This window comes from Streptomyces sp. NPDC025833 (assembly GCF_055558055.1).
This window is the reverse complement of the sequence record NZ_JBVHNF010000012.1, coordinates 1-12,935: the sequence shown is the minus strand read 5'-3', so window position 1 is coordinate 12,935 and position 12,935 is coordinate 1. Positions and strand designations below refer to the sequence as shown.

At 73.8% G+C, this 12,935-nt stretch carries 7 protein-coding genes; 2 read left to right on the top strand and 5 right to left on the bottom strand.

Features of this window, described 5'->3' with window-relative positions:
- Positions 1–304: 304 nt before the first annotated feature.
- From ACZ4K2_RS21920 to ACZ4K2_RS21910, 3 genes are read right to left on the bottom strand one after another with little or no spacing between them, the layout of a single operon-like run.
- Positions 305–1,138 carry a carbohydrate ABC transporter permease gene (locus ACZ4K2_RS21920; protein ID WP_467468859.1) on the bottom strand — a complete coding sequence of 278 codons (834 nt, stop codon included), beginning with the start codon at positions 1,136–1,138 and terminating at the stop codon, positions 305–307.
- Positions 1,131–2,033, bottom strand: a complete 903-nt coding sequence (locus ACZ4K2_RS21915) for a carbohydrate ABC transporter permease (RefSeq protein ID WP_467468857.1) — start codon at positions 2,031–2,033, stop codon at positions 1,131–1,133. Before ACZ4K2_RS21915 ends, ACZ4K2_RS21920 begins: the two co-directional genes overlap by 8 nt.
- Positions 2,030–3,286, bottom strand: a complete 1,257-nt coding sequence (locus tag ACZ4K2_RS21910) for an ABC transporter substrate-binding protein (RefSeq protein ID WP_467469693.1) — start codon at positions 3,284–3,286, stop codon at positions 2,030–2,032. The genes ACZ4K2_RS21915 and ACZ4K2_RS21910 overlap by 4 nt, the downstream gene beginning before the upstream one ends.
- Before the next feature lie 230 nt (positions 3,287–3,516).
- On the opposite strand from ACZ4K2_RS21910, the gene ACZ4K2_RS21905 reads away from it, so the two are divergent.
- Entirely contained in the window at positions 3,517–4,005 is a 489-nt protein-coding gene (locus ACZ4K2_RS21905) for an excalibur calcium-binding domain-containing protein (protein ID WP_467468855.1), read from the top strand.
- Between the two features lie 68 nt (positions 4,006–4,073).
- Here ACZ4K2_RS21905 and panD read toward each other — a convergent pair whose 3' ends face one another.
- A complete protein-coding gene (gene panD, locus ACZ4K2_RS21900) occupies positions 4,074–4,487 on the bottom strand; it encodes an aspartate 1-decarboxylase (protein ID WP_467468853.1) in 414 nt (137 codons plus the stop codon).
- A gap of 62 nt (positions 4,488–4,549) precedes the next feature.
- Positions 4,550–5,314, bottom strand: coding sequence for a thioesterase II family protein (locus tag ACZ4K2_RS21895; RefSeq protein ID WP_467468851.1), 765 nt, complete (start codon positions 5,312–5,314; stop codon positions 4,550–4,552).
- Positions 5,315–5,673: 359 nt separating this feature from the next.
- Here ACZ4K2_RS21895 and ACZ4K2_RS21890 point away from each other — a divergent pair.
- The coding region (locus ACZ4K2_RS21890) for a non-ribosomal peptide synthetase (protein WP_467769964.1) at positions 5,674–12,935 on the top strand (7,262 nt) is incomplete at its 3' end.

The following is a 12,935-nucleotide window of genomic DNA, read 5'->3' as shown; positions in this document are numbered from 1 at the left end:
ACCGGCGCGCCCCGTCCGGCCCCGTGGGGGGCCCCGGGGGGGGGGGGGGGCGGGCCCCCCCGCCCCCCCCGGGGGGGGGGGGGGGGGGGCCCCCCGGGGCCCCCCCCCCCCCCCGGGGCGGCCCCCCGGGTCCGCAGCAGCGCGCACGAGGGGTTCACGGCCGGGGAACGGGCCGCGCTGGACGGCAGGATCGTCGTGGGCGACGGGGCGATGTGGGCGACGGGTTTCACCCTGACCGAGGTGACGCCCGAGGTGGAGGAGCGCATCGCCGCGCTCGTCGCCCGCGCGGTGGAGTGAGCCGCGGTCAGTCGATCCCGGACCGTTCCGTCCCCGCCACGATCCACCGCTGGAAGACGAGGAACACCAGCAGCAGCGGCAGGACGGACACGGCCGCCGCGACGAACAGCTCGTGCAGCCGGACGACCTGGGCCGTGGTGAACGAGGAGAGCGCCACCTGCACCGTCCAGGCGCTCTGGTCCTGCCCGATCACCAGCGGCCACAGGAAGGAGTTCCAGGCGCCGAGGAACACGATCGTCCCGACGGCCGCGAACACCGGGCGGGCGTTCGGCACCACGACGAGCCAGTACGTCCGCCAGTACCCGAGCCCGTCGACCTGTGCCGCGTCCTCCAGCTCCCGCGGGAAGCCGAGGAAGTACTGGCGGAAGACGAAGCAGGCGAACGCGGAGAACAGGGTCGGGACGATCAGGCCGCGCAGGGTGGAGATCCAGCCCAGTGAGGACACCAGCACGAAGCTCGGCACGAAGGTGACGGCCGCGGGGACCAGCAGGGTGCCCAGGATGGCGTGGAAGACCTTGCCGGCGTGCCGGTAGGGGATGCGGGCGAGGCCGTACCCGGCGAGGGAGGCCAGGAGCAGGGTGCCGAGGGTGGTGGCCACGGCGATCAGCGCGGAGTTGAGCAGGGACCGGGCGAACGGGACGGACGGGTCCTCGAACAGCTCCCGGACGTTGCCCCATCTCGGGTCGGCGGGGAGGAAGGTCCAGTCCGGCGAGGTGATCTCCCGCTCGTCGGCCAGCCCGTTGCGCACCAGCAGGTAGAAGGGGATCAGGAAGAGCAGGGCGAGCGCGACCAGCAGCACCAGCCGCAGCGCCCGCCCGGCCCGCACCAGGGCGTCATCCATCGGCGTCCGTCCTCCCCAGCTTCAGCCAGCGTGCCTGCCCGGCCGTCACCACCGCGACGAGCAGCGCGAGGATCACCGCGCCCGCGCTGCCGAGCCCGAGGTTCTGCCCCTGGCCGAGCGCGGTGTAGTACAGGTAGACCAGCGGCGGCCGGGCGTGCGGCGGGTAGCCCCGGGCGTCCGACAGCAGGTTGTAGAACTCGTCGAACGCCTGGAAGGCGCCGATGACGAGGAGCAGCACCACCGCGACCGAGGTGGCCCGCAACTGGGGCAGGGTGATGTGGCGCAGCACGGTCCAGCCGGGCCGGGCCCCGTCCACGGCCGCCGCCTCGTACAGCACCGGGTCGATCCGCTGGAGCCCGGCGAGGAAGAGGATCATGTAGAACCCGGCCTGGAGCCACAGCCGTACGGTGACGATGACCAGCCAGTACCAGGGCGGGTCGGTGGTGGACAGCCAGGCGACCGGGTCGGCGCCGAACCACCCGAGCACGGTGTTCGCCAGTCCGAACCGCACCCCGCTGAAGACCGACATCTTCCAGACGAGCGCGGCCACGACGTAGCTGCACGCGGCCGGCAGGAAGAACACGGACCGGAAGAAGGCCCTCGCCCAGCCGACCCGGTTGACCATCAGGGCCAGGGAGAGGGAGAACGCGTAGGTGACGGGCACGATGAAGGCGGTGAAGACGAGGAAGGTCCGCAGGCTGTCGACGAACGCGTCCTCCCGCAGCATCGCGGTGTAGTTGTCCAGGCCGACGAAGTCCGTGGGCGTGACGGTGTTGTGCGCGTCGAAGAAGCTCAGGCCCACGCTCCACAGCAGCGGGACGTAGGTGAACAGCGCGAGCCCGAGCGCGAACGGCCCGACGAACACCCAGAACCACAGGGCGTCGCGCCGCCTCACGACGTCTTCTTCGCGTTCTTCACGCGGTCGAGTTCGGCCGACACCTTCCGTACGACCGTGCGCAGTTCGCCCTCGGGCGCGGCGCCGCCGGTGATGATGCGGCTGAGGGCGTCCTGGTAGGCGGTCCGGCTCGCCGGGGTCCACAGCAGCGGCTGGGCGTAGCCGTGCTCGGTGGTGAAGCGGACGGCGTCGGCGGCCGGGCCCGTCCGCAGCGCGGCGGCCTTCTTCGCGAGGGAGATCCTGGCGGGGATGTGGAACCCGTAGGACAGGGCGAAGTCCTGCTGGTAGTCGGTGCGTTCGACCCACAGCCACTTCACGTACTCCTCGGCCGCCTCCCGGTGCCGGGTGCGGGCGCTCACGGCGGCTCCGAACGCGCCGACGGGCACGGCGGGCCGGCCGTGGGCGCCGTCCCCCGGGAACGGCAGCACCCCGAAGTCGTCGCCGAGTTCCTCGCGCACCCGGGGCAGCGCCCACAGCCCGGACCACTGCATCGCGGTCAGCCCCTGGAGGAAGGCGGACGGGTCGGACCAGTCGGAGGGCGCGCCGAGGAGCAGGGAGCCGTCGGCGTGCAGCCGGTGCAGTTTGGCGAGGGTGCGGGCGGCCGCGGGGTCGTCGAAGCCGACCTTGCCGTCGTCGGTGACGAGCGGGAGTCCGGCCGCGTACAGGGGGGTTCCGCCCATGACGCCCGCTCCGCCGTCGTTGCCGAGGAAGAGCCCCTTGGTCTTCTTGTCGGTGAGCTTCCTCGCGGCCTCGACCAGGGCGTCCAGGGTGGTGGGCGGTTCGACTCCCGCGCCTTCGAGCAGGCTCTTGCGGTAGTAGAGCATCTGCATGTCGACGACCTGCGGGACGGCCCACACCCTTTTGTCGTACGTGACCGGTGTGAGCACCGCCGGGTTGAAGTCGTCCCGCACCCCCTCCAGCAGTGCGGTGAGGTCGAGGACCTGCCCGCCCTGGATCTGGTCCAGCGTCGGCCCCTCGACCTCGAAGACGTCGGGTCCCGAGTCGGTGAGCAGGGCCGCGGCGGTCTGCTGCTCGTAGTTGCCCGGCCGCCACTGGACGCTGACGTCCGCCTTCCGGTAGGCGGCGGCGTAGCGTTGTACGGCCTGCTGGGTGCCGGGCTCCCCGTACTGGTGGTACCAGTGCGAGAGCCGGGGTACCGAACCCCCGTCCCCGCGCCCGGTGTTGGATCCGCACGCGCTGAGGAGACCGGCTCCCGCACTCGCGGCCAGCAGGTTCCTGCGACTGATCGCCATCATGTGCCCCCTGACGTCCGTCATCGATGCACCGCCCAACGATCAACCATGCCCGCCGATTACGAAAGGGGGCTTGCGGCCGTGTGTCGGCCGCCGGGACCGCCGAAAATGTTCGTCACGAAACCATCACCCTTCCTTCACACCCGTCGTCCCGGCGCTACGGTCGTCGGCACCTGACTCCGTCCGGGACCGCCGCCGTCCCGGACCCGCACCACTCCCCGGGGGACGCCATGACCCATCCCTACGCCCCGCCGCCCGTGCCCCCGCGCTCCGCGCCGCGCTGGGCCCGCAAGCGGTTCGTGCTGCCCGCCCTCGGGTTCGCCCTGCTCATCGGCGCGGCCGTCGGCGGCGCCGACGGGGACGCCTCGGCCGACGCCCGGCCGGCGGCCGCCTCGCCGCGCCCGACGGTGACCGTGACGGCCACGGCGACCGCGACGGAGACCGCGGCCCCGCTGCCCGGCCCCACGGTGACCCGGACCCGCACCGTCAAGGTCGTCAGGACGGTCACGGCGCAGCCCGCGCCCGACGAGGACACGTTCACCGCGGCGGACGACAGCGACAGCAGCGGCAGCGGCAGCGGCGACAGTGGTAGTGGCGGCGGCGTGTACTACGCCAACTGCTCGGCGGCGCGGGCCGCCGGCGTCACGCCCCTGCACGCGGGTGACCCGGGCTACGCCTCCCACCTCGACCGGGACGGGGACGGCGTGGCCTGCGAGTAGGCGCGGGCCGGGGTCTTCCTCCCCCGGTTGCCGGGGCCGCTGCCGGCCGGCGGTGCGGGGGCCGCGGGTCAGCCCACGGTGTTGCCGGCGCGCAGACCGAAGCCGGCCGGTACGTCGGCGGGGTCGCCGCCCTGGGCGACGATCTCGTTCGCCCCGTCGACGAAGACCACCCGGGGGACGAGGTCGCGGGCCTCGCGGTCGTCCACGGAGGCGTAGGCGATGATGATGACGAGGTCGCCGGGGCTGATGAGCCGGGCGGCCGCGCCGTTGATGCCGATGACGCCCGAGCCGCGGGGCCCCTCGATGACGTACGTGGACAGGCGGGCGCCGTTGTCGATGTCGACGATGTCGACCTTCTCGCCGGGGAGCAGGTCGGCGGCCTCCATCAGGTCCCGGTCCACCGTGAGGGACCCGACGTAGTGCAGGTCCGCCTGGGTGACGGTGGCCCGGTGGATCTTGGACTTCATCATGGTCCGGTGCATGTCGCTCATTCCTTCTGGGTCGGGCGTCGGGCGGGCCGGTGCCGGGGTGTCCGGCGGGCCGGTCAGAGGAGGGCGCCGAGGCGCCGCCGGAGGTCCCCGGTCACCTCCGCCTCGTGGTCGACGAGGAAGAAGTGGCCACCGGTGAAGGAGCGCGCCTCGAACGGCGCGGTGGTGAGTTCGGACCAGGCCCGCACGTCGTCGGCGGACGGGCCGGGGTCCGCCTCCCCGTGGTACGCGGTGACCGGGATGTTCAGGGCGGCCGCCTTGGGGCCCGCCGCGTAGGCGTCGAGCAGCTCGTAGTCGGCGCGGATCGGCGGGAGGACCAGTTCCCGCAGCTCGGGCTCGCGCAGCAGTTCCGCGCCGGGCCCGCCGAGGCCGTGCACGGTGGCCAGCAACCGCTCGTCGTCCAGGCCGCCGCTGCCGGAGCGCTTCAGGCGGTGCGGTGCCGCCCGGCCGGAGACGAACAGCGCGACGGGTGCCTTCGTCGCGTCGCGGGCGGCGAGCAGGGCCGCCACCTCGTGGGCGACCGACGCGCCCATGCTGTGCCCGAAGAAGGCCGTGGGCGTGCCCATGTGGGGCGCCAGCGCCTCGGCGATGCGTCCGGCGAGTTCCGCCATGTCCCCGATGAGGGGTTCGGCGATGCGCTCCTCGCGGCCCGGGTAGCGGACCGCGGTCACCTCCCAGTCCTCCGGCATCGCCGAGCGCCAGGTCCGGAAGAAGCTCGCCGTACCGCCCGCGTGCGGGAAGCAGACGATCCGGGTCCGGGGCGAGGCGACGGGCTGGAAGGTACGCAGCCACGGTGAGCGCAGGGCGGAGGAGAGGGACATGGGCGGGACCCTAGGCGCGCGCCTTATCGACGCCGTATCGGTTCCCCAACCGGCCCGCCGCGTCCGCCGGGCGGCCCGGCACGGCGCGCTGCGAAGCGTGCGCGATAACGAGACGAAAGCTGCGCGACCTACCTTCTGAGCTGGCGTGATGACGGTGGCCAGGGGTGCCCACGGCGGCACGGGCCCCCTGTCGTCCGCCACCGGTCCCCCTGTTCGTCCGCGCCGGTCCCCGGGATCCGGCCGCGCCGCGCGCGGGCACGGCGGGCGGGGGCCGGGGCATCGGCGCCCGGGCGCATCGGCGGGCCGATCGGGCCGGCGTGGCACGAGCATCACTACGGACTGCACTAGGAGTCAGCGGCATGGCTGGAACATCGGGGCACGGTTCGGAGCTGCCGGGCGTGGACATTCAGGTGCCGGCCGCGTGGAACGACACCGAGCGGGAGGTGCCCGCCAAGGGCCTGCGTGAGCTGTTCGAGGAGCAGGTCGCGCGGACGCCGGACGCCGTGGCGGTGCTGTGCGGGGACGACCGGCTGACCTACGCGGAGCTGGACGCCCACGCCGGCCGCCTGGCCCGCCTGCTGGCCGGGCGGGGCGCCGGGCCGGAGCGCTACGTGGCCGTGGCGCTGCCCCGGGACGTGGACCTGCCGGTCGCGCTGCTCGCGGTCGCCAAGACCGGCGCCGCCTACCTGCCGGTCGACCCCGAGCACCCGGCCGAGCGCATCGGCTACATCTTCGCGGACGCGGACCCGGTGTGCGTGCTGGCCACCACGGCGACGGCACCGCGCCTGCCCGTGGACGCCTCGCTGCTCACCGTCCTGGACACCGCGGAGGTCCGGGCGGAGCTGGCCGCCCTGCCGGACACCGCGCCGGCGCCCGCCGCGGCCTCGCCGGACCACCCCGTGTACGCCCTCTACACCTCCGGTTCGACCGGCCGCCCCAAGGGCGTCGTGATCACCGGCCGCAACCTGGTCAACTTCCTGGCCGCCATGGTGGAGCACTTCGCCCCGGCCCCCTCGGACCGGCTGCTGGCCGTGGCCACGGTGGCGTTCGACATCGCGGGACTCGACTTCTACCTGCCGCTGCTGTCCGGCGCCTCGGTGGTCGTGGCGACGTCCGAGCAGGCCCGGGACGCGGGCCGCATCGCCGAGTTGCTGGCCGCCGGCGGCATCACCGTCATGCAGGCCACGCCGTCGCTGTGGCAGGGCCTGGTCGCCCAGCACCCGGAGGCGGTGCGCGGGCTGCGCATCCTGGTCGGCGCGGAGCCGCTGCCGCCCGCGCTGTCCCGGCGGATGCGGGAGCTGGCCGCGAGCGTGACCAACCTGTACGGCCCGACGGAGACCACCGTCTGGTCGGTCCTCACGGACGTCACCGAGGACGGGCGCGCGCCGATCGGCCGCCCGATCGGCAACATGCGGATGTACGTCCTGGACGCGACGCTGCGTCCGCTCCCGGTCGGCACGCCGGGCGAGCTGTACATCGCCGGGCACGGTCTGGGGCGCGGCTACCTGGGCCGCCCCGACCTGACGGCGGAGCGCTTCGTCGCGAACCCCTTCGACGCGGCCGGCTCGCGCATGTACCGCACGGGCGACCTCGTGTCCTGGCGTCCGGACGGCCTGCTGGACTACCACGGCCGCGTCGACTTCCAGGTGAAGGTGCGCGGTTTCCGCATCGAGCTCGGTGAGATCGAGGCGGTCGTCGCGGCCGACCCGGCCGTGGCCCAGGTCGTCGCGGTGGTCCGCGAGGACCGGCCGGGCGACCAGCGCATCGCGGCCTACGTGGTGCCGGTGGACGGTGACGCGGCCGTGGACGTGGCCCGGCTGAGGGAGCGCGCCGCCGAGGCCCTGCCGGCGTACATGGTCCCGGCGGCGTTCGTCGTGCTCGACTCCTTCCCGCTGAACCCGAACGGCAAGGTCGACCGCAAGGCGCTGCCCGCGCCGGACTTCGCGGCGGCCGCCGGGGCGGGCGCCACCGGGCGCCGGCCGCGCGACCCGCGCGAGGAGATCCTGTGCGGGCTGCTCGCCGAGGTGCTCGGCGTGGAGCGGGTGTCGGTGGACGACAGCTTCTTCGACCTGGGCGGCCACTCGCTGCTGGCCACCCGTCTCATCAGCCGGATACGCGCGGCCTTCGGCGTGGAACTGGCCCTGCGGGATCTGTTCGAGGCGCCGACCGCGGCCGGTGTCGCGAGCCGGCTCGGGGCGGCCTCGGGCGCCCGGCCGGCGCTGGCCCCGGCGGAGCGGCCGGAGCGGCTGCCGCTCTCCCCCGCCCAGCAACGCCTGTGGTTCCTGCACCAGTTGGAGGGGCCCAGCGCCACCTACAACCTGCCCACGGCGCTCCGGCTCTCGGGCACCCCGGACGTGCCGGCGCTGCGGGCGGCCGTGGGCGACCTGGTCGCCCGGCACGAGAGCCTGCGGACCGTCTTCCCCGAGACGGAGGGCACGCCCTGTCAGCGGGTGCTGGACGCGGAGGCGGCCACGCCCGCCTTCGAGGTCGTCGAGACGACCGCGGACGGCCTCGCCGCGGACCTGACGCGGGCCGCCGGGCGCGTCTTCGACCTGGCGTCGGAGATCCCGCTGCGGGCCACCCTGTTCACCCTCGGGCCGGACGAGCACGTGCTGCTGCTCCTGGTGCACCACATCGCCGGTGACGGCTGGTCGACGGACCCGTTGACCGGCGACCTGTCGGCGGCCTACACCGCCCGCCGCGCGGGCCGGGCCCCGGCGTGGGAGCCGCTGCCGGTGCAGTACGCGGACTACACCCTGTGGCAGCGGGACCTCCTGGGCGACGAGTCGGACCCGGACAGTGCGCTGGCGCGGCAGATCGGCTACTGGCGCACGGCGCTGGCGGGGCTGCCGGAACAGCTCGACCTGCCGACGGACCGGCCGCGCCCGGCCGAGGCCAGCCACCGCGGCGAGCGGGCCGCGTTCACCTGGGACGCCGAGCTGCACGGCGCGCTCGTCCGGCTGGCACGCCGGCAGCAGTCGAGTGTGTTCATGGTGGTGCAGTCCGCGCTCGCGGCCCTGCTCACCCGGCTCGGCGCGGGCACCGACATCCCCCTCGGCACGGCCGTCGCGGGCCGGACGGACGACGCCCTGGACGACCTGGTCGGCTTCTTCGTCAACACGCTGGTGCTGCGCACCGACACCTCGGGCGACCCGTCCTTCACGGAACTCCTCGGCCGGGTCCGGGAGTCGAACCTGGGCGCCTACGCCCACCAGGACCTGCCGTTCGAGCGGCTGGTGGAGATCGTCAACCCGCACCGCTCCCTCGCCCACCACCCGCTCTTCCAGGTGATGCTCACCTTCCAGAACAACGACGCCGAGGCGGACCTGCCGGGTCTGCGGGCCCGGCCGCTCCCGCTGGAGGTCGAGGCGGCGAAGTTCGACCTGTCCTTCGACGTCGAGGAGCGCACGACGGCCGAGGGGCGGCCCGCGGGCGTCCGGGGCTCCGTCGAGTTCGCGACGGACCTCTTCGACCGGGACACCGCCGTCGCGGTCGCCGACCGGCTGGAACGCCTGCTGCGCGCGGTCGCCGAGGACCCGTCCCGGCCACTGAGCACCCTGGAGATCCTGTCCGACGACGAGCGCGACCGGTTGCTCGGGGAGTGGAACGACACCGCGCACACCGTCCCGGACGCCACCCTGCCCGACCTGTTCGAGGCCCAGGCCGTCCGGACCCCGCAGGCCGTAGCCGTCCAGCACGAGGACACCTCGCTCACCTACGCGGAGTTGAACGCCCGCGCCAACCGGCTCGCACACCATCTCATCGGCCAAGGAACCGGCCCAGAGGAGTACGTCGCCCTCGCCCTGCCCCGGTCCGTCGATCTGGTCGTCGCCGTCCTCGCCGTCCTCAAAGCAGGCGCCGCCTACCTCCCCATCGACCCGGACTACCCCGCCGACCGCATCACCTACATGCTCGGCAACTCCGCACCCACCTGCCTCATCACCGACACCACCACGAGCGAAGGTCTCCCGGACACCCCGGACCTGACCCGCCTGGTCCTGGGCGAGGCCGACACCGTCCAGGCGATCACCGCGCACCCGGACCACAACCCGGGCGACACCGACCGCGCCGCCCCGCTCCGGTCCGCCCACCCCGCCTACGTCATCTATACCTCCGGCTCCACCGGCCGCCCCAAGGGCGTCGTCGTCGAACACCACTCCCTGAACCACTACCTCGCCTGGGCCCGGGACACGTACCCCGGTCTGACGGGGCGGGCGCTGGTGCACTCGTCCGTCGCCTTCGACCTCACCGTCACCGCTCTCCTCGGCCCCCTCACCAGCGGCGGCACCGCCCACCTCGTCGACCTCGACGACCGCACGCCGCCCCCCGCCGAGCAGCCGAGCCTCGTCAAGGCCACCCCCTCCCACCTCGCGCTCCTCAGCACCCTCGACCCCGCCTTCTCCCCGAGCGGGGACCTGATCCTCGGCGGCGAGTCGCTGACCGCGGAGAACCTCGCGACCTGGCGGGAGGCGCACCCGGGCGCCACGGTGATCAACGAGTACGGTCCGACGGAGGCCACCGTCGGCTGCGTGTTCCACACCGTCGAGCCGGGACGGGTACCGCCCGCGGGGGCCGTCAGCATCGGCCGCCCGGTGTGGAACGCCCAGGTCCACGTGCTGGACGCGCACCTGCGGCCGGTGCCGCCGAACGTGGCCGGTGAGCTGTACATCGGCGGTGACTGCGTCACCCGCGGCTACCACCACCGCCCCGACCTCACCGCCGCCCGCTACGTCGCCGACCCCTTCGCACCCGGCCGGCGCATGTACCGCACCGGCGACCTCGTCAAGTGGCGCGCCGACGGCACCCTCGACTACCTCGGCCGCACCGACCACCAGGTCAAGGTCCGCGGCTACCGCATCGAACTCGCCGAGATCGAGCAGACGCTCGCCGGGCACGCGTCGGTCGCGCACGCCGCGGTGACCGTCCGGGAGGACAAGCCCGGCGACCGGCGCATCACCGCCTACCTGACGCCCGCCACCGCCGACACTGCGGCCGTCCACGCCCAGGCGGCGGCCGCCCTGCCCGACTACATGCTCCCCGCCGCCTACGTCACCCTGGACGCGCTGCCGCTCACCACCAACGGCAAGCTCGACACCGCCGCCCTGCCCGCGCCGGAGCGCGCGTCGGCGGCCGACGGCCGTGCCCCGCGCACCGTCCGGGAGGAGATCCTCTGCGGGATCTTCGCCGACGCCCTCGGCATCGACCACGTCACCATCGACGACAACTTCTTCGAGCTCGGCGGGCACTCCCTCCTCGCCACCCGTCTCACCAGCCGCATCCGCGGGGCCCTCGGCGCCCACCTCACCGTCCGCGACCTGTTCGAGACGCCGACGGTCGCCGGGCTCGCCCCGCGTCTCGGCGCGGAGTCCGGCACGCACGCTCCGCTGACTCCCGCGCCGCGCCCGGACCGCGTCCCCCTCTCCCCGGCCCAGCGGCGCCTGTGGTTCCTGCACCAGTTGGAGGGGCCCAGCGCCACCTACAACGTGCCGCTGGCGCTGCGGCTCTCCGGTGAACCGGACGTGCCGGCGCTGCGCGCGGCGGTCGGGGACCTGGTCGCCCGGCACGAGAGCCTGCGCACCGTCTTCCCGAAGGACGGCGGCACGCCGTACCAGCGGATCCTGGAGGGCGCGGCCGCGCGTCCCACCGTCGAGGTACGCGCCGTGGAGGCCGACCAGGTGGAGCGGGCCGTGATGGAGGCCACGCACCACACCTTCGACCTGACCCGGGACCTGCCGCTGCGAGCGTGGATCTTCGCCTGCGGCCGGGAGGAGCACGTCCTGCTGCTGCTCACCCACCACATCGTGAGCGACGGCGGTTCGCTGGCGCCGCTGGTCGGTGACCTGTCGGCGGCCTACACGGCCCGCCGCGTGGGCGGGGCCCCGGCGTGGGAGCCGCTCGGGGTCCAGTACGCCGACTACGCGCTGTGGCAGCGGGGCGTGCTCGGTGAGGAGGGCGACCCGGAGAGTGTCATCTCCCGGCAGATCGACTACTGGCGCACGGCGCTGGCGGGGCTGCCGGAGCAGCTCGAACTGCCGACGGACCGGCCGCGCCCGGCCGAGGCCAGCCACCGCGGCGAGACGGTCCCGTTCACCTGGGACGCCGGGCTGCACGAGGGAATCGTCCGGCTCGCCCGTGCGCACCAGTCGACGGTGTTCATGGTGGTGCAGTCCGCCATCGCGGCGATGCTCACCCGGCTCGGCGCCGGCACCGACATCCCCATCGGCACGGCCGTCGCGGGCCGGACGGACGACGCCCTGGACGACCTGGTCGGCTTCTTCATCAACACGCTCGTCCTGCGCACCGACACCTCAGGCGACCCCACCTTCACGGAACTCCTCGGCCGGGTCCGGGAGTCGAACCTGGGCGCCTACGCCCACCAGGACGTGCCGTTCGAGCGGCTGGTGGAGATCGTCAACCCGTCCCGTTCGCTGGCGCACCACCCGCTGTACCAGGTCATGCTCACCTTCCAGGGCAACGAACCGGAGGTGGAGCTGCCCGGGCTGGTCGTGGAACCGCACGCCCTCCAGGCGGAGTCCGCGAAGTTCGACCTGTCCTTCGACGTCGAGGAGCGCACGACGGCCGAGGGGCGGCCCGCGGGCGTCCGGGGCTCCGTCGAGTTCGCGACGGACCTCTTCGACCGGGACACCGCCGTCGCGGTCGCCGACCGGCTGGAACGCCTGCTGCGCACGGTCGCCGAGGACCCGTCCCGGCCACTGAGCAGCCTGGAGATCCTGTCCGACGACGAGCGCGACCGGTTGCTCGGGGAGCGGGACGACACCGCACACGCCGTCCCGGACGCCACCCTGCCCGACCTGTTCGAGGCCCAGGCCGTCCGAACCCCGCAGGCCGTAGCCGTCCAGCACGAGGACACCTCGCTCACCTACGCGGAGTTGAACACCCGCGCCAACCGGCTCGCACACCACCTCATCGGCCAAGGAACCGGCCCCGAGCAGTACGTCGCCCTCGCCCTGCCCCGGTCGGACGATCTGGTCGTCGCCGTCCTGGCCGTCCTCAAGGCAGGCGCCGCCTACCTCCCCATCGACCCGGACTACCCCGCCGACCGCATCACCTACATGCTCGGCAACTCCGCACCCACCCGCCTCATCACCGACACCACCACGAGCGAAGGTCTCCCGGACACCCCGGGCCTGACCTGCCTGCTGCTCGACGAGGCCGACACCACCGCGCACCCCGACCACAACCCGGGCGACACCGACCGCACCACCCCCCTACGACCCGCCCACCCCGCCTACGTCATCTACACCTCCGGCTCCACCGGCCGCCCCAAGGGCGTCGTCGTCGAGCACCACTCCCTCAACCACTACCTCGCCTGGGCCCGCCACACGTACCCGACCATGTCCGGACGAGCCCTGGTCCACTCCCCGGTCGCCTTCGACCTCACCGTCACCGGACTCCTCGGCCCCCTCACCAGCGGCGGCACCGCCCACCTCATCGAACTGGGCGACCACACCACACCCCCCACCCACCAGCCCACCTTCGTGAAGGCCACCCCCTCCCACCTCGCCCTCCTCAACACCCTCGACCCCGCCTTCTCCCCCACCGGCCAACTCGTCCTCGGCGGCGAATCACTCATGGCCGAAAACCTCGCCATCTGGCGCAC